The 15,732-nt window shown below is 64.7% G+C and carries 15 protein-coding genes; 6 read left to right on the top strand and 9 right to left on the bottom strand.

Annotated features, from left to right (window positions below; all coding sequences use genetic code 11):
* Positions 1–21 precede the first annotated feature (21 nt).
* Complete coding sequence (locus IB236_RS11160; RefSeq protein ID WP_192420757.1) at positions 22–1,227, bottom strand: acetyl-CoA C-acetyltransferase; 1,206 nt, start codon at positions 1,225–1,227, stop codon at positions 22–24.
* Positions 1,228–1,372: 145 nt separating this feature from the next.
* Between IB236_RS11160 and IB236_RS11155 the strand changes: the two genes are divergently transcribed.
* A complete protein-coding gene (locus IB236_RS11155) occupies positions 1,373–1,675 on the top strand; it encodes a hypothetical protein (RefSeq protein WP_225581100.1) in 303 nt (100 codons plus the stop codon).
* 84 nt (positions 1,676–1,759) lie between these two features.
* On the opposite strand, the gene IB236_RS11150 is transcribed toward IB236_RS11155, so the two are convergent.
* The 7 genes from IB236_RS11150 to IB236_RS11120 all read right to left on the bottom strand — a co-directional run bounded on the left by IB236_RS11150 (position 1,760) and on the right by IB236_RS11120 (position 9,871).
* Positions 1,760–2,923 carry an acyl-CoA dehydrogenase family protein gene (locus IB236_RS11150; RefSeq protein WP_192420755.1) on the bottom strand — a complete coding sequence of 388 codons (1,164 nt, stop codon included), beginning with the start codon at positions 2,921–2,923 and terminating at the stop codon, positions 1,760–1,762.
* Positions 2,924–3,050: 127 nt separating this feature from the next.
* On the bottom strand, positions 3,051–4,217 hold the full coding sequence (locus tag IB236_RS11145) for an ABC transporter substrate-binding protein (protein ID WP_056059375.1): 1,167 nt from the start codon (positions 4,215–4,217) through the stop codon (positions 3,051–3,053).
* A 119-nt stretch (positions 4,218–4,336) separates the two neighbouring features.
* Positions 4,337–6,193 carry a long-chain fatty acid--CoA ligase gene (locus IB236_RS11140; RefSeq protein WP_192420753.1) on the bottom strand — a complete coding sequence of 619 codons (1,857 nt, stop codon included), beginning with the start codon at positions 6,191–6,193 and terminating at the stop codon, positions 4,337–4,339.
* A gap of 6 nt (positions 6,194–6,199) precedes the next feature.
* Positions 6,200–7,018 (bottom strand): ABC transporter ATP-binding protein, encoded by an 819-nt coding sequence (locus IB236_RS11135; RefSeq protein ID WP_116748900.1) that lies wholly within the window; start codon positions 7,016–7,018, stop codon positions 6,200–6,202.
* A gap of 61 nt (positions 7,019–7,079) precedes the next feature.
* Entirely contained in the window at positions 7,080–7,919 is an 840-nt protein-coding gene (locus tag IB236_RS11130; protein WP_192420751.1) for an ABC transporter ATP-binding protein, read from the bottom strand.
* Positions 7,916–8,992: a branched-chain amino acid ABC transporter permease gene (locus IB236_RS11125; RefSeq protein ID WP_057229158.1), complete on the bottom strand. Its 1,077-nt coding sequence runs from the start codon at positions 8,990–8,992 to the stop codon at positions 7,916–7,918. The genes IB236_RS11130 and IB236_RS11125 overlap by 4 nt, the downstream gene beginning before the upstream one ends.
* A 3-nt stretch (positions 8,993–8,995) precedes the next feature.
* Positions 8,996–9,871: a branched-chain amino acid ABC transporter permease gene (locus IB236_RS11120; protein WP_056059365.1), complete on the bottom strand. Its 876-nt coding sequence runs from the start codon at positions 9,869–9,871 to the stop codon at positions 8,996–8,998.
* Between the two features lie 291 nt (positions 9,872–10,162).
* Here IB236_RS11120 and IB236_RS11115 point away from each other — a divergent pair, with 291 nt between their 5' ends.
* From IB236_RS11115 to IB236_RS11105, 3 genes are all read left to right on the top strand, one after another.
* The gene (locus tag IB236_RS11115) at positions 10,163–10,960 is read left to right on the top strand and encodes a crotonase/enoyl-CoA hydratase family protein (RefSeq protein WP_192420749.1); all 798 of its coding nucleotides are present in this window, start codon (positions 10,163–10,165) and stop codon (positions 10,958–10,960) included.
* Positions 10,961–11,065: 105 nt separating this feature from the next.
* Positions 11,066–11,551: a thioesterase family protein gene (locus IB236_RS11110; protein ID WP_056059361.1), complete on the top strand. Its 486-nt coding sequence runs from the start codon at positions 11,066–11,068 to the stop codon at positions 11,549–11,551.
* 150 nt (positions 11,552–11,701) lie between these two features.
* The gene (locus IB236_RS11105; protein ID WP_099731258.1) at positions 11,702–12,259 is read left to right on the top strand and encodes a polymer-forming cytoskeletal protein; all 558 of its coding nucleotides are present in this window, start codon (positions 11,702–11,704) and stop codon (positions 12,257–12,259) included.
* A gap of 60 nt (positions 12,260–12,319) precedes the next feature.
* Here the strand turns inward: IB236_RS11105 and IB236_RS11100 are convergent, their stop codons facing one another.
* Positions 12,320–12,742, bottom strand: a complete 423-nt coding sequence (locus tag IB236_RS11100; RefSeq protein WP_015012492.1) for an acyl-CoA thioesterase — start codon at positions 12,740–12,742, stop codon at positions 12,320–12,322.
* 127 nt (positions 12,743–12,869) lie between these two features.
* Between IB236_RS11100 and IB236_RS11095 the strand changes: the two genes are divergently transcribed.
* Both IB236_RS11095 and IB236_RS11090 read left to right on the top strand, forming a co-directional pair.
* Positions 12,870–14,726 carry an ABC transporter ATP-binding protein/permease gene (locus IB236_RS11095; RefSeq protein WP_192420747.1) on the top strand — a complete coding sequence of 619 codons (1,857 nt, stop codon included), beginning with the start codon at positions 12,870–12,872 and terminating at the stop codon, positions 14,724–14,726.
* 43 nt (positions 14,727–14,769) lie between these two features.
* Positions 14,770–15,702, top strand: a complete 933-nt coding sequence (locus IB236_RS11090) for a 2-hydroxyacid dehydrogenase (protein WP_108498498.1) — start codon at positions 14,770–14,772, stop codon at positions 15,700–15,702.
* Positions 15,703–15,732: the final 30 nt, after the last annotated feature.

Below are 15,732 nucleotides of genomic sequence, written 5' to 3'. Positions count from 1 at the left end.
TGTTGTCTCCTTCCCAGTCAATCAGATTCGCTCGACGATGGTGGCAATGCCCATGCCGCCGCCCACGCACAGCGTGGCCAGGCCATAGCGCTGGCCCCTGCGGTGCAGTTCGTCAATCAGGGTGCCGAGGATCATGGCGCCCGTGGCGCCCAGCGGGTGGCCCATGGCAATGGCGCCGCCGTTCACGTTGACCTTGTCGTGCGGCACGCCCAGCTCGCGCATGAAGCGCATGGGCACGGCGGCAAAGGCCTCGTTCACTTCAAACAGGTCGATCTGGTCGATGGTCATGCCTGCGCGGGCCAGCGCCTTTTGCGCGGCGGGCACGGGGCCGGTGAGCATGATGGTGGGATCGGCGCCGCTGAGCGCCGTTGCCACGATGCGGGCGCGCGGCGTGAGGCCATGGGCCTTGGCAGCGGCCTCGTTGCCGATCAGCACGGCGGCGGCGCCGTCCACAATGCCCGACGAGTTGCCCGCGTGGTGCACATGGTGGATGCGCTCCACCTGCGGGTAGCGCTGCAGCGCCACGGCGTCAAAGCCCATGCCGCCCAGTTGCTCGAACGATGCCTTGAGCGCGCCCAGGCCTTCAAGGGTCGTCTTGGGCTTGATGAATTCGTCTTCGGCCAGGATGGTCTGGCCGATGAAGTCGCGCACGGGCACGACAGAGTTCTTGAAGTAGCCCGCTGCGCGCGCTGCGGTGGCGCGGCGCTGGGATTCGAGTGCGAAGGCGTCCACATCGGCGCGGGTGTAGCCGTCCAGCGTGGCGATGAGGTCGGCGCCGATGCCCTGGGGCACGAACAACGTGGCGGAGTTGGTGGCGGGGTCTTGCGCCCAGGCGCCGCCGTCGGAGCCGATGGGCACGCGGCTCATGCTCTCCACGCCGCCGGCCACCACCAGGTCTTCCCAGCCGCTGCGCACCTTCTGCGCGGCCAGGTTCACAGCCTCCAGGCCTGATGCGCAGAACCGGTTGACCTGCACGCCTGCACACCGAAAGTCCCACCCGGCCTTGAGCGCCGCCACCTTGGGCAACACCGAGCCCTGCTCGCCCACGGGCGAGACGATGCCCATGACCACGTCGTCCACTGCGGCGGTGTCAAAGCGGTGGCGCGTTTGTAGCTCGGTCAGCAGGCCTGCCAGCAGGTCGATGGGCTTGACCTCGTGCAGGGTGCCGTCCTTCTTGCCCTTGCCGCGCGGGGTGCGCAGCGCATCGAATACATAGGCTTCGGTCATGAATGGTCTCCGGTGGTTTCTCTAAACTTCAAGCAGTGCGGCGATAAAGCAGCTGGGCTGGCTCACGCCACTACAAGGTGCTTTCTGACGCGGGTGCAGTGGTTTTTGCACTATCTTTCGGCGGTTGCTATCTACATTTCTGGCTATGGAACGAAATACATCCCCTGCATTGCAGCGCATCGCGCGCAGCGCCATCGAATACGACGACACGCGCGAAGGATTTGCGCTGGAGCACCATGTCGTGCTGGCGGCATCCAGTGCGCTGGCGGTGGCGGCCTTCATGGCGCCCAGCCGCAGCTCGGCGGCCATACGCGGCATTGGCGCAGGCTTGCTGCTGATGCGCGCGCTGAGCGGCAGCCAGGGTGTGCGCTCCTGGCTGAATGTGACCGACCGCCGCCCCGGTGCGCCGCTCAGCCCCGAAGAAGCCCGCGCCGCCTGGTACCTGTAGCGGCATTCGGCGCCCACTTGTGCGTTGTGAAGAGCGTTGTGCAGGGCGTCGGGCACTGCGTTATTCACGGCGCGGTGCATTCCGTTATTTGCCCAGGCCCATGGCCCGCGCAATCACTTCTTTCATGATCTCGTTGGTGCCGCCATAAATGCGCTGCACGCGTGCGTCGGCATAGGCGCGGGTGATGGGGTATTCCCACATGTAGCCGTAGCCGCCAAACAGCTGCACGCATTCGTCCATCACCTTGCACTGCAGGTCGGTCGACCAGTACTTGGCCATGCTGGCGGTTTCTGTGTCGAGCTGGTCGCGCACGATCAACTCGCAGCATTTGTCCACAAAAACGCGGGCCACCTGCACCTGGGTCTGCAGTTCCGCCAGGGTGTGGCGGGTGTTCTGGAACGACGCCACGGCTTGCCCGAAGACTTTGCGCTGCTTGACGTAGTCCACCGTCCAGTCGATGGCGGCCTGCGCGGCCGCCACGGCGGTGATGGCGATCTGCAGGCGCTCCCACGGTAGCTGCTCCATCAGGCAGATGAAGCCACGCCCTTCCATGGCGGGGCCGCCCAGCAAGTTGTCCAACGACACCTGCACGTCGTTGAAGAACAGCTCGGACGTGTCCTGCGCCTTCATTCCCATCTTCTTGAGGCGCTGGCCTTTTTCAAAACCGGGCATGCCGCGCTCCACCAGCAGCAGGCTGGTGCCCTTGGCGCCCGCAGCCGGATCGGTTTTGGCGACCACGATCACCAGGTCGGCATGCCAGCCGTTGGTGATGAAGGTCTTGCTGCCGTTCAGCACATAGTGTGACCCGTCCGCACTCTTGATGGCCGTGGTCTTGATGCCCTGCAGGTCGCTGCCCGCAGCCGGCTCGCTCATGGCGATGGCGCCCACCACGGCGCCGCTGGCCATTTGCGGCAGGTACTTGCGCTTTTGTTCCTCGGTGCCGTAGTGCAGGATGTACGGCGCCACGATCTCGCTGTGCAGACCAAAGCCGATGCCGGTGGTGCCTGCGCGCGCCAGCTCTTCCATCTGCGCCACCGAATACAGCTTGTCGGCCCCGGCGCCGCCGTATTCCTCGGGCAGGCTCATGCACAGAAATCCGTTGGCGCCCGCCTGGCTCCACACCTCGCGCGCCACATAGCCCTGGTCTTCCCAGTCGGCGTGGTGGGGCGTCACTTCCTTGTCGATGAAGCGGCGGAAGCTGTCGGCAAAGGCCAGGTGGTCGGGCTGGAAGAGAGTGCGTTCGATCATGGTGGGGCAACCAGGTTATTTATGCAAAGTTACTGCTTGGTTAAATTCTGCCACCGACTGAGTCCGGATGCACCCCCTGAAACGCAAAAGCCGCCCGAAGGCGGCTTGAAGGAGGCGGGTCAGGCGCTCATGGCTTGACGTAGTCGGACACCACCTTCCACTTGCCATCGGTGATCTGCGACAGGCGAGAAAGATCGCTGCCCAGGCGCTTTTGTGGGCCAAAGGTGCCCTCGGCGCTGCCGAACATGTCGGGCGGAATCACCATGGTGTCCATGGCCTTGATGAAGCTGTCGGTGCTCAGGTTGGGACCTGCCTTCTGGGCTGCCTTGATGAAGGCGTCGATGGCGTTGTAGCCGTAGACCGAGAACACGGTGGGGTCTTCGTTGAACTTGGTCTTGTACTTGTTGGCCCAGAAACGGATGGGCTGGCTGGCTTCATCCAGGTAGGGGTGTTGCACCGTCATGGTGGCGTACAGCCCATCCATGGGCTTGCCGCCCAGCTTGTGGATGAGGTCGGTGTAGGCGGCGCTGGAGCCCAGGAAGGTGGGGTTGAAGCCCGTTTTGCGCGCCTCGCCAATCGTGCCGATGGTCTCGCGGATGATGGTGCCCAGGATCACGAAGTCGCATTCGGACGACTTCATCTTGGCGACCTGTGAAGAGAAGTCGGTGGCGCCGCGCTTGTACGAGGTCTTCTCGGTGAAGTCCATGCCCATGGACTTGAGTGCCGCCTCGCCCCCGCGCATCACCTCCAGGCCAAACTCATCGTCCTGGTAGATGGTGCAGATCTTCTTGGCGCCTTTTTCCTTGATGAGCTTGGGGGCTGCCAGGCGGATCTGGTCGTAGTAAGTAGCGGCAAACGAATACTTGAGCTTGTGGAAGGGCTCGTACATTTCCCGAGCGGCCGTCACCGGGAAGAAGTTGATGACGTTCTTGCTGAACTGCACGGGCATGGCGGCCAGGTTTTGCGCCGTGCCGATGTGCGCCACCATCATGAAGATCTTGTCCTGGTTCACGAGCTTTTGCGCGGCCAGCACGGCTTTCTTGGGGTCGTAGCCCGAGTCTTCCACCTTCAGGTCGAGCTTGCGGCCGTTCACGCCGCCTTGCTCGTTGGCCTCGTCCACGCGCAGCATCATGCCCAGCCGCACCTGCTTGCCAAAGCCCGCCAGCGGGCCGGACAGATCCTGGATGGAACCCAGCGTGATGGTGTCCTTGCTCACGCCCTGGCTGGGCTGCGCCTGTGCAGCACCTCCGGCCATGGCCACGATGGCCAGCGCGGCAATGTGATGAAACTTCATGGCACGTCTCCTTTGGTTGGATCGAACTCGGTTGCTCGTTATAGAACGATGCCCGGGGTGGGGCACCAGCACTTTCCCTATCCTGATGGGCGTGCCCTGCGGTTGCGTGACGTGCGCACCTACCGGTACATCGCCTCAATCTGCGGTGCGTACTTCTGCTGCACCAGCTTGCGCTTGAGCTTCATGGTGGGTGTCAGCTCTTCGTCCTCGGCCGTGAGCTGTGTGTCGAGCAGGAAGAACTTCTTGATCTGCTCCACGCGGGCGAACTTGGCGTTCACGCGGTCGATTTCGCCCTGGATCAGCTCCTGCACCTCGCGCGTGCGGGTCAGACTGGCGTAGTTGGAGAACGGCACGTCGTTGTCCTGTGCGTACTTCTCCACGTTCTCCTGGTCGATCATGATGATCACCGTGAGGTAGGGCAGCTTGTCGCCAATCACCACCGCGTCGGTGATGTACGGGCTGAACTTGAGTTCATTCTCCAGCTCGCTCGGCGTGATGTTCTTGCCGCCCGCCGTGATGATGATGTCCTTCATGCGGTCGGTGATGCGAAGGTAGCCGTCGGCGTCGATGGCGCCCACATCGCCCGTGTGCAGCCAGCCTTCGGGGTCGATGGTTTCAGCGGTTTTCTCGGGCTGGTTGAGATAGCCCTTGAACACATTGGGGCCACGCACCAGGATTTCGCCCGTGGCGGGGTCGATGCGCACCTCGTTGTAGCTGGCCGCGGGGCCGATGGAGCCGGGTTTGATGCGGCTGGCAGGCACACCGGTGGAGGCGCCGCAGGTCTCGGTCATGCCCCACACCTCCAGCATGGGCACACCCAGCGCCAGGTACCACTTCACCAGATCGGGCGAAATGGGCGCTGCGCCTGTGACCAGAAAGCGCGCACGGTGGATGCCGATGAGCTTGCGCACATTGTTGAGTGCCAGAAAGCGCGCCAGCATGAACTGCGCCTTCAGCAAACCGCCCACCGGCTGTCCGGCCAGCACCCGATCTGCTATGCGGGTGCCCACGCCAATCGACCAGGCATAGGCCGCTTGCTGCATGCGTGTGGATTCCTTGAGCGCGATCATCACGCCCGAATAGAACTTCTCCCACACCCGGGGTACGGCGGTGAACACCGTGGGCGCGATCTCTCGCACGTTCTCGGGCACGGTGTCGGGGTTCTCCACAAAGTTCAGGCGCGCGCCGGTATAGAGCGAGAAGTATTCACCCCCCATGCGCTCGGCGATGTGGCACAGCGGCAGAAAACACATGGTCTCGTCGGCCTCGCTGCGCGAGATCAGCGTGTTGTAGCCGCGCACGGTGTAGGTGAGCGCGGCGTGCGTGTGCATGGCACCCTTCGGCTTGCCTGTGGTGCCCGAGGTGTACACCAGGATGGCCAGGTCTTCGGGTCGGCAGGCCTTGACGCGCTGCATCAGCGCGTCGGGGTGTTGTGTATTCCAGGCCCTGCCCAGCTCGCGCAGGCCCGCAAGGCTCAGCACATCGGGGTCGTTCAGGCTGCGCAGGCCTTCCATGTCGAACACCACCACCTTGCGCAGCAGGGGCAGGCTGCTGCGCACTTCCAAGGCCTTGTCGAGCTGTTCATCGTCTTCCACAAACAGCACGGTGGTGCGAGAGTCTTCGCTCAGGTAGTGCACCTGCGCCGCCGCGTCAGTGGGGTAAATGCCATTGGCTACGCCGCCGCAGCTCAGCACGGCCAGATCGGCCAGCACCCATTCAATGTTGGTGTTGGACAGGATGGATGCACATTCTCCGGGCGCAAAACCCAGCGACATCAGGCCGCCCGCAATCTCCCGCACGGCTTCGGCCGTCTGGTCCCAGGTCCAGCTCTTCCAGATGCCCAGCTCCTTCTGGCGCATCCACACGCGCGGGCCGCGCTCGGCCACGGCGTTCCAGAACATGGCGGCGATGGTGTCGCCCGCGAGCACGTCGGTGCCTGCGGGCTGGATGTGATTGAGGTCCCAGAGGTTAGACATTTGCGCTTATCTCCAGGTCTTCTTCTTCTTCCAGCGCCGCTCTCCGCGCACGCCGACATCTTTCATCCCAAGGTAGAACTCCTTGATGTCGTCCTTCTCGCGCAGGCGCTCGCAGCTGTCTTCCATCACGATGCGGCCGTTCTCCAGCACGTAGCCGTAGTCCGATGCGTTGAGCGCCATGTTGGCGTTCTGCTCCACCAGCAGGATGGTGGTGCCGCGCTCACGGTTGATGCGCACCACGATTTCGAAGATCTCCTTGGTGAGCTTGGGGGACAGGCCCAGGCTGGGCTCGTCGAGCAGGATGAGTTCGGGGTTGGCCATGAGCGCACGCGAGATGGCCAGCATCTGCTGTTGCCCACCCGAGAGCAGGCCGGCGTCCTGCGCGGCGCGCTCCTTCAGGATGGGGAAGTAGCCATACACCGTTTCGATGTCGCGGGCCACGGCGTCGGCATCGCTGCGCGTGTAGGCGCCCATGAGCAGGTTGTCACGCACCGAGAGCAGCGCAAACACCTCGCGCCCCTCGGGCACATGCATGAGGCCCCGGCGCACGATGGCCGCCGGATCGTTGGCGGTGATGTCGGCACCCTGGAATTCGATGGAGCCCTTGCGGGGGTCGATGATGCCGCTGATGGTTTTGAGGATCGTCGTCTTGCCCGCGCCGTTGCTGCCCAGCACGGCGGCGATCTCGCCGCGCCGCACCTGCAGGCTCACGCCGCGGATGGCCTTGATGGGGCCGTAGGCACTCTCCACGTTCTGCAGGCGCAGCAGGGGCTGGTCAGCGGCTGCAGCAACTGGTGTGCTGGTGGCGGCAAGTACGGCGCTCATTAGGAAACCTCCGTGCTGCGCACTGCGGTGCGAGCTTGCTTGGGGCGGCCCGGCGTGGCGCTCATGCCCGAACCCCCATGTGAGACCCCGCCGGGCGGCGCAGGTTGCTCACATCGTCGATGGTGCCCAGGTACGCTTCGATCACCCCGGGGTGCGACTGCACCTCGCGCGGCGTGCCCATGGCCACGACCTCGCCCTGGTTCATGGCCAGCACGCGGTCGGACACCTTGGAGACCAGCGACATGTCGTGCTCCACCATCAGCACGGTGATGCCCAGCTCGTGCTGGATGTCCTGTATCCAGAAGGCCATGTCGTCAGTCTCCTCCACGTTCAGGCCCGACGAGGGCTCGTCGAGCAGCAGCAACTGCGGCTCGGTGCACAGCGCGCGGGCCAGCTCCACCACCTTGCGCACGCCGTAGGGCAGGCCTGCCACCATGGTGTCGCGGTAGTGCTGCAAGTCGAGAAAATCGATGACCTGCTCGGCCTTCTCCCGGGCCTGAATTTCCCCTTCGCGCACCTTGCGCGTGAAGAACATCTCGGCCCACAGGCTGCTGTGTTGTCGGGTGTGGCGGCCGATCAGCAGGTTGTGCAGCACACTCGCGTGCTCGAAGAGTTCGATGTTCTGGAAGGTGCGTGCAATGCCCAGGCCCGCTACCTTGTGCGGCGGCTGGTCGGTCAGTGGCAGCAGAGCCCCGCCCGGGCCCGCATAGGCGATGGTGCCGGTGGTGGGCGTGTAGATGCGGCTGATGAGGTTGAACACCGTCGTCTTGCCCGCGCCGTTGGGGCCGATGAGGGTGAACACCTCGCCACGGCGCACGTCAAAGCTCACGTTGTTGACCGCGAGCACGCCGCCAAAGCGCACACTGAGGTTCTGGGCGCTGAGCAGGATTTCGTTTTTCATTTCAGCCGATCTGATTTTTGAAACGATTTCTGCCGCTTGAACAAGCCCTTGCGGTAGAACGGGAACATCTGCAGCCAGGTGCGCACCTTGAGCCAGCGGCCGTACAGGCCCATGGGCTCGAACAGCACAAACGCGATCAGCACGACGCCGTACACCACCGCCTGCAGGCCGGGTGACTGGCCGATGGAGTCCGGCAGCCAGTCCTTGCCCAGGGAGATGAGCTGTGGCATGGAGATCAGGAAAATTGCGCCCAGAAAGGCGCCATGCACCGAGCCCAGCCCGCCGATCACGATCATCAGCAGCAGGTCGATGGACTGCAGGATGTTGAACTGGTCGGGCGAGATGAACTGCAGCTTGTGCGCGTACAACGCACCGCCGACGCCTGCCAGTGCGGCCGATATGGAGAACGACAGCGTCTTGTAGCGCGCGAGGTGGATGCCCATGCTCTGTGCGGAGATCTCTGAATCACGGATGGCGACAAACGCGCGGCCCGTGGGCGAGCGCAGCAGGTTCAGGATGGCCAGCGTGCTGACCACCGCAATCACGAGGCACAAAAAGTAGAACGACTCCGTGGTCTCGAACGAGTAGCCCGCGATTTGTGGCGGTACCAGGTGCTTGCCGGAGTTGCCGCCGGTCACCGACTCCCAGCGCGCAAAAACTTCTTCCACAATGAACCCGAACGACAGCGTGGCCATGCCCAGGTAGATGCCCTTGACGCGCAATGCGGGCAGGCCCACCACCACACCCACAGCGGCCGACAGCCCCGCCGCGCAGGCCAGAGACAGCGCAAACGGCCAGCCCATTCCCGTGAGCACTGCCTGCGTATACGCCCCCACGCCCAGAAACGCTGCGTGCCCCAGCGAGAACAAGCCGGTGAAGCCCGCCAGCAGCATCAGCCCCAGGCCCACGATGGCGTAGATGAGCACAAAGGTGAGCTGCGCCAGCCAGTACTCCGGCGCCACCCAGGGCGCGGCGACCAGCGCCAGGCACAGCAGGCTGTACCAGAACACATGCCCGCCATGCTTGGCGAGGCGAATGTCTTGCTCGTACGAGGTCTTGAAGAGAAAGCGCATGGGTCAGACTTTCTTTCTCAGCTTCTCGCCGAACAGTCCGTTGGGTTTGACCATCAGCATGATGAGCACCACGATGTACGCCGCCGTGTCCTTGAAACCGTCGGGAAGGTAAAAGCCCGAGAGCGATTCGACGATGCCAATCACCAGCCCACCGACGATGGCGCCCGGCAGGCTGCCAAAGCCGCCCACCACAGCGGCCGGGAAGGCCTTGAGGCCGATCAGCCCCATGTTGGCGTGCACGAAGGTAATGGGAGCCAGCAGCAGGCCTGCCACCGCCGCCACAGCGGCGGCCAGGCCCCAGGCCAGGCCGTTGAGCCGCTGCACCGGAATGCCCATGTAGTAGGCGGCCAGCTGGTTCTGCGACGACGCCTGCATGGCAATGCCGAGCTTGCTGTAGCGGAACATGGCAAACAGCAGCACACACAACACGCCCGTGGCGCCGATCACTACCAGCTGTTCGGCGTTGAGCACCAGCGCACCGAGGCGAAACGACAGGTCCTTGTAGGGCACGGGCAGCGTGTGCGTCTCGGTGCCGATGTTGGGGATCATGGTCACCAGCCCACGCAGCACGTAGCCGATGCCGATGGTGAGCATGACGATGGAGAAGGCGGGCTGGCCCAGGATGGGACGGATCACGGCGCGCTCCAGCACCACGCCAAAGCAGCCCATGGCCAGGATGCTGGCGAGCACGGCCACCCAGAAGGGAAAGCCCAGCACCGTCATGAGTGCCAGCCCGCAGAAGGCGCCGAGCATCATGAGTTCGCCCTGGGCGAAGCTCACGGTCTCCGTGGCCTTGTAGATGAGCACGAAGCCCAGCGCGATCAGGCCGTAGATGCACCCCTGGGAGACACCGCTGATCAACAGTTGCACAAATTGCACACTGGCTCTCCAGAATAAGTGATACGCAAAGCGGGTAAGGGCGGGGCGTATGCCTTGTGGGCATGTGCCAGGTGCATCGTTGCTTGCGCAGGTCCTGCAGATTATTTTTACAAAGCGATTGCTTTGCATAAATAATGGTGCACGCGTGCTGTGCATACCGCACTCGGGGCTAACCCTGATGGGGTGGGCGAGCGGGTAGCGGCGGATATTGACGCAGCGCTGCACCCTGCGCAATAGGAGTAACGTCGGGTGGGTGAACAGGTTCTGAGCACCGGACCACAGGAGAGCCGCATGTCCGTAGAGGTTGAAACGCAAGGCGGTGTCACGCTGGTGACATTGCGCCGGCCTGATGTGCGCAACGCGGTGGACGCCCACACCGCCCGCGCGCTGCATGCGGCCTTTCTGGCCTTTGAGCGCGATGAAAGCGCCAATGTGGCGGTGTTCCAGGGCGCTGGCGGGCATTTTTGTGCGGGCTGGGATCTGCAGTCGGGCGCGCGTCTGCTGGCCGACGGCGTCACGCCCGAGGCGCTGGCAGAGACGCTGGACTTCACGGCCGATGCGGTCCACCCGCCGGGGCCCATGGGGCCGAGTCGCCTGCATCTGTCCAAGCCGGTGATCGCAGCGATCGAAGGCGCCGCTGTGGCCGGCGGCATGGAGCTGGCACTGTGGTGCGACCTGCGCGTGATGGCGGAGGACGCCTACATGGGCGTGTTCTGCCGTCGTTTTGGCGTGCCGCTGATCGATGGTGGCACCGTGCGCCTGCCGCGCCTTGTCGGGCTGTCGCACGCGCTCGACCTGATCCTGACCGGGCGCAAGGTGGAATCTGCCGAAGCCCTGCGCATGGGGCTGTGCAACCGCGTGGTGCCTGCCGGGCAGGCGCTGGAGGCCGCCCTGGCCCTGGCACATCAGTTGGCCGCCTTCCCGCAGGCCACCCTGCGTGCAGACCGCGCCAGCGCGCTGGCCGCCGAGGGCTTGCCTTTGCAGCAGGCCTTGCTGCAGGAGTGGGCGGGTGGCCGCGAATGCCTGGCCGACGCGCTGCGTGGCGCCTCGCGGTTTGCGGCTGGGCAGGGACGCCACGGCCAGTTTTAAGTCAAAATGCCTCCAGGTGCCGGTGTATCAAGCGCCAGCAGCTATAAAAACAGGAGTCATCGGACCGGTGGGCGCAGCGCGCTGCAGGTCCGTACACAGCACACCATGAGCAAAACCATTTCCCCCCAGCCCCAGGCTTTCGAGCCCGAGTTCATCGCCGGGCTCAAGTCCATCTTTGAAGAAAAGATCGTGTTCAACCAGGTCCTGGGGCTCAAGGTCACCGCCCTGGCGCCTGACGGCGTGGTGGGACGCATTGACATGAAGCCCGACCTGGTGGGTCACTACGCCTACAACCGCATCCACGGTGGCGTGATCAGTGCGGGGCTCGACGCCATGGGCGGCCTGGCCGTGATGGCTGCGATTGGCGCCAAGCACCTGGACGAGCCGCCCGAGCAGCGCCTGCACCGCTTTGCCAAGCTGGGCACCATCGACCTGCGCATCGACTACCTGCGCCCGGGCATTGGCAGCCACTTTGAGCTGCGCGCGCAGGTGTTGCGGCTGGGCTCGCGTGTCGCCACGACACGCATGGAGTTTCTGGGGCCGGACGGGCAGATCATGTCGGCGGGGGCTGCGGCGTACATCGTTTCTTGATCCGGGCGTGCTGCCGTGCGCGGTATGTGTGATCCCGCAAGCCTTGCAAGCGCATGCTACGAGAGAACCGTTTGGTTACCGTTCTTGCGTAACGAAGGCATCTTTCCAGGGGTACGAAACCTACGATGACTCTCTTTTCAAGGAGATCTGATGGCCGTGCAAAACCCTTTCTTTGGCAAGCGTGAACCCGAGTCGTTCCAACCCCGCAGCAGCACCACCTCAGGCTCCGTATTGGGCGGCACGGCGGCCAGCAGCGCCGCACCTGCGCAGCCGGTGCCTGCTCCGGCTGCCCCCAAGTCGGCCAGTGCCAGCGACAGCTCGGGCAGCAAGCTCACGGTGGGCCCGAACATCAAGCTCAAGGGCGTGGAGATCACCGACTGCGACACGCTCGTGGTCGAAGGCACGGTCGAGGCCACGATGGATTCGCGCGTGATCCAGATCTCGGAGCACGGCGCCTTCAAGGGCTCGGCTGAGATCGACATTGCCGAGATCCACGGCGAGTTCAACGGCACGCTCACCGTGCGGCAAAAGCTGGTGATCTACAGCACCGGCAAGGTCAACGGCAAGATCCGCTACGGCAAGCTGGTGGTGGAAGAGGGTGGACAGCTGGCGGGAGAGATCGAGGCCGGTTTTTCCGCATCGTCGTCCAGCAGCACACAGCGGGCAGCAGCCCCCTTGAGGGCTGAGCCAGCCGCGCTGGCCGCCTGATCTGCACTCACAACCGCGTCCCGATAGGCGCGGTCCGTCCGTTCGATTCCGTTCGGTGGCTCACGCAGGCGCGTTGTGCTTGGGCACCGGGCGCGGCCTGCCCTGGTGGTCGATGGCTACATAGGTCAGGCGCGCCTCCGTCACTTTCACATACTGCCCCTGGGCAGAAAAACGCTCGGCATACACCTCCACCTCCACGGTGACCGAGGTGTTGCCGACGCGCGTGATGGCCGAGAAGAACGACAGGATGTCGCCCACGCGCACGGGCTGCTTGAAGATGAATTCATTGACCGCCACCGTGGCCATGCGGCCCTGGATGTAACGCGCGGGCAGCACGGAGCCCGCCAGGTCGACCTGCGCCATCACCCATCCGCCAAAGATGTCGCCATTGCCGTTGGTGTCGGCGGGCATGGGGATGACCTTGAGCACCAGCTCCTTGTCGGTGGGCAATGCGGCGGGTGGTGGGCTGAAAACGGCAGACATGGGCACAATCTCGGTTGGGGCTGAGCCAATCCTTGGGGAAACCGGTGGTTTCACAAGGCCTCGCGCCCTGAAAAAGCCACCTGGGCATCAGCCAGGTCGGTAAAAACAACAAACGGAATTGTCCCCCATGCGCCACCACGGCGAAACCTCCCCCCCTGCCGCCGCCAACGCGCCCGGTGCCACCGCCAGTGGCACGGCCGCCAGTCCCGCACCGGTCCAGTCGGACTGGGTCACCCTGCACCGATTGCTGCCCTACCTGTGGCAATACAAATGGCGCGTGATAGCCGCCATCGTCTTCATGGTGGGCGCCAAGTTCGCCAACGTGGGCGTGCCCATCCTGCTCAAGACGCTGGTCGATGCCATGAGCCTGAAGCCGGGCGACCCCGCCGCGCTGCTGGTGGTGCCGGTGGGGCTGCTGGTGGCCTACGGCGCGCTGCGGCTGTCCACCTCGCTGTTCACCGAGCTGCGCGAGCTGGTGTTTGCCAAGGCCACGCAGGGCGCAGCGCGCTCGATTGCGCTGCAGACCTTTGAGCACCTGCACGCCCTGAGCCTGCGGTTTCACCTGGAGCGCCAGACGGGTGGCATGACGCGTGACATCGAGCGCGGTGTGCGCGGCATCGAGTCGCTGATCTCGTTCACCCTGTTCAACGTGGTTGCCACCCTGGTCGAGGTGGTGCTGGTGCTGTCGGTGCTGGCCATCAAGTTCGACGCCTGGTTTGCGTGGATCACGCTGGCGGCGCTGGCGCTGTACATCCTCTTCACGGTGCTGGTGACCGAGTGGCGCACCCAGTTCCGCCGCGAGGCCAACGAGTTCGACTCGGCCGCGCATTCCAAGGCCGTGGATTCGCTGCTCAACTACGAGACGGTGAAGTATTTCAACAACGAAGGCTTCGAGGCCCGCCGCTACGACGAAAGCCTGGAGCGCCTGCGCCGCGCGCGGCTGAAAAGCCAGACCACGCTGTCGCTGCTCAACACCGGCCAGCAGCTCATCATTGCCGTGGGCCTGGTGGCCATGCTCTGGCGCGCAACGCAGGGCGTGGTCGATGGCCGCATGACGCTGGGCGACCTGGTCATGGTCAATGCCTTCATGATCCAGCTGTACATCCCGCTCAACTTCCTGGGCGTGATCTACCGCGAGATCAAGCAGAGCCTGACCGACCTGGACAAGATGTTCACGCTGATGGACAAGGAGCGCGAGGTGGCCGACGCCCCTGGCGCCCAGCCGCTGGCGGGGCTGGACCAGCCCACCGTGCGTTTCGAGGACGTGGTGTTTGCCTATGACGCCAAGGGCGGGCGCACCATCTTGCAAGGCGTCAGCTTCGAGATCCCGGCGGGCAAGACGGTGGCGGTGGTGGGGCCCTCGGGCTCGGGCAAGAGCACGCTGGCGCGGCTGCTGTTCCGCTTCTACGACATCCAGCGAGGCCGCATCACGATTGCGGGACAGGAGATCCGCAGCGTGACGCAGGGCAGCGTGCGCCAGGCGATTGGCATCGTGCCGCAAGACACCGTGCTGTTCAACGACACCGTGGCCTACAACATCGCCTATGGCCGCCCTGGCGCCACGCAGGACGAGATCGAATCCGCCGCCCGCGCCGCGCGCATCCACGACTTCATTGCCAGCACACCCAAGGGCTACGCGACCATGGTCGGCGAGCGGGGGCTCAAGCTTTCGGGCGGTGAAAAGCAGCGCGTGGCGATTGCCCGCACCTTGCTCAAGAACCCGCCCATCCTGATCTTTGACGAGGCCACCAGCGCGCTGGACTCCGCCAACGAGCGCGCCATCCAGGCCGAGCTGCAGGGTGTGGCGCAGAACAAGACCACGCTGGTGATTGCCCACCGCCTGTCCACGGTGGTGGACGCGCACGAGATCCTGGTCATGGACGCGGGCCGCATCATCGAGCGCGGCACGCACGCGCAGCTCCTGGCCCTCGGCGGCCGCTACGCCAGCATGTGGTCGCTCCAGCAAAGCGATGCTGCCGCCTGAGCGGCATCCCTCTCTCTTTTATTTGTTTCGCGATTTGTCATCCATGAAGCCCGTCCTTCTTGCCCTCATGTTTTTGTCTGAAGAGCACATCGCGCAGATGGCCCAGACCTTTGAAGTGATCTACGCCCCCGATGCACCGCAGGCCGCCACCGCCATCGCGCAGCACGGCAGCCGCGTGCGTGTGGTGCTCACCATTGGTGCGGTGGGCCTGAGCCCGGCGCAGATCGATGCGCTGCCCGCGCTCACACTCATCTGCGCGCTGGGCGCAGGCTACGAGAACGTGGCGGTGGCCCATGCCAAGGCGCGCGGCATTGTGGTGGCCACCGGTGCAGGCACCAACGACGACTGCGTGGCCGACCACACCTGGGGCCTGCTGATCGCGGCGCAGCGCCGCATCCTGCCGCTGGACAAGGCCACCCGCGCCGGCATCTGGCGCACGGCCTTGCCGCTGCCGCCCAACGTGTCGCACAAGCGGCTGGGCATCATCGGCCTGGGGACCATCGGCAAGAAGATTGCCCAGCGCGCGCTGGGCTTCGAGATCGAGGTGGGCTACCACAACCGCAGTGCACGCACCGATGTGCCTTACCGCTACTTTGCCGATGTCACCGCGCTGGCCGAATGGGCGGACTTTCTCGTGGTCGCCACGCCGGGCGGCGCGGGCACCAGGCACCTGGTCAACGCAGACGTGCTGACGGCGCTCGGCGCGCGGGGCGTGGTGGTCAACATCGCACGCGGCAGCGTGATCGACACCACCGCCCTGGCCGCAGCGCTGCGCGACGGCCGCATTGCCGCCGCAGGGCTGGATGTGTACGAGAGCGAGCCCGCCCCCCCGGCCGAGCTGCTGGACCTGGACAACGTGGTGCTCACGCCCCATGTGGCGGGCTGGTCGCCCGAAGCCGTGCAGGCCTCGGTGGACCGGTTCATGGAGAACGCCCGGCGCCATCTGGCGGGTGAGGCGCCGGTCACGCCGGTGTGACCGGTTTGGGGCCGTGCAGGTCGATAGCGC

Origin of the sequence: Acidovorax sp. ACV02 (assembly GCF_014851475.1) — a bacterium.
Lineage (GTDB): Bacteria > Pseudomonadota > Gammaproteobacteria > Burkholderiales > Burkholderiaceae_C > Acidovorax > Acidovorax delafieldii.
This window is presented reverse-complemented; position numbering and strand designations above follow the sequence as displayed.

What these genes read in the sequence shown, in the direction of transcription:
- IB236_RS11160 (WP_192420757.1), bottom strand. Translation starts at nt 1,227, where the DNA reads ATGACCGAAGCCTATGTATTCGATGCGCTGCGCACCCCGCGCGGCAAG.
- IB236_RS11155 (WP_225581100.1), top strand. Translation starts at nt 1,373, where the DNA reads ATGGAACGAAATACATCCCCTGCATTGCAGCGCATCGCGCGCAGCGCC.
- IB236_RS11150 (WP_192420755.1), bottom strand. Translation starts at nt 2,923, where the DNA reads ATGATCGAACGCACTCTCTTCCAGCCCGACCACCTGGCCTTTGCCGAC.
- IB236_RS11145 (WP_056059375.1), bottom strand. Translation starts at nt 4,217, where the DNA reads ATGAAGTTTCATCACATTGCCGCGCTGGCCATCGTGGCCATGGCCGGA.
- IB236_RS11140 (WP_192420753.1), bottom strand. Translation starts at nt 6,193, where the DNA reads ATGTCTAACCTCTGGGACCTCAATCACATCCAGCCCGCAGGCACCGAC.
- IB236_RS11135 (WP_116748900.1), bottom strand. Translation starts at nt 7,018, where the DNA reads ATGAGCGCCGTACTTGCCGCCACCAGCACACCAGTTGCTGCAGCCGCT.
- IB236_RS11130 (WP_192420751.1), bottom strand. Translation starts at nt 7,919, where the DNA reads ATGAAAAACGAAATCCTGCTCAGCGCCCAGAACCTCAGTGTGCGCTTT.
- IB236_RS11125 (WP_057229158.1), bottom strand. Translation starts at nt 8,992, where the DNA reads ATGCGCTTTCTCTTCAAGACCTCGTACGAGCAAGACATTCGCCTCGCC.
- IB236_RS11115 (WP_192420749.1), top strand. Translation starts at nt 10,163, where the DNA reads ATGTCCGTAGAGGTTGAAACGCAAGGCGGTGTCACGCTGGTGACATTG.
- IB236_RS11110 (WP_056059361.1), top strand. Translation starts at nt 11,066, where the DNA reads ATGAGCAAAACCATTTCCCCCCAGCCCCAGGCTTTCGAGCCCGAGTTC.
- IB236_RS11105 (WP_099731258.1), top strand. Translation starts at nt 11,702, where the DNA reads ATGGCCGTGCAAAACCCTTTCTTTGGCAAGCGTGAACCCGAGTCGTTC.
- IB236_RS11100 (WP_015012492.1), bottom strand. Translation starts at nt 12,742, where the DNA reads ATGTCTGCCGTTTTCAGCCCACCACCCGCCGCATTGCCCACCGACAAG.
- IB236_RS11095 (WP_192420747.1), top strand. Translation starts at nt 12,870, where the DNA reads ATGCGCCACCACGGCGAAACCTCCCCCCCTGCCGCCGCCAACGCGCCC.
- IB236_RS11090 (WP_108498498.1), top strand. Translation starts at nt 14,770, where the DNA reads ATGAAGCCCGTCCTTCTTGCCCTCATGTTTTTGTCTGAAGAGCACATC.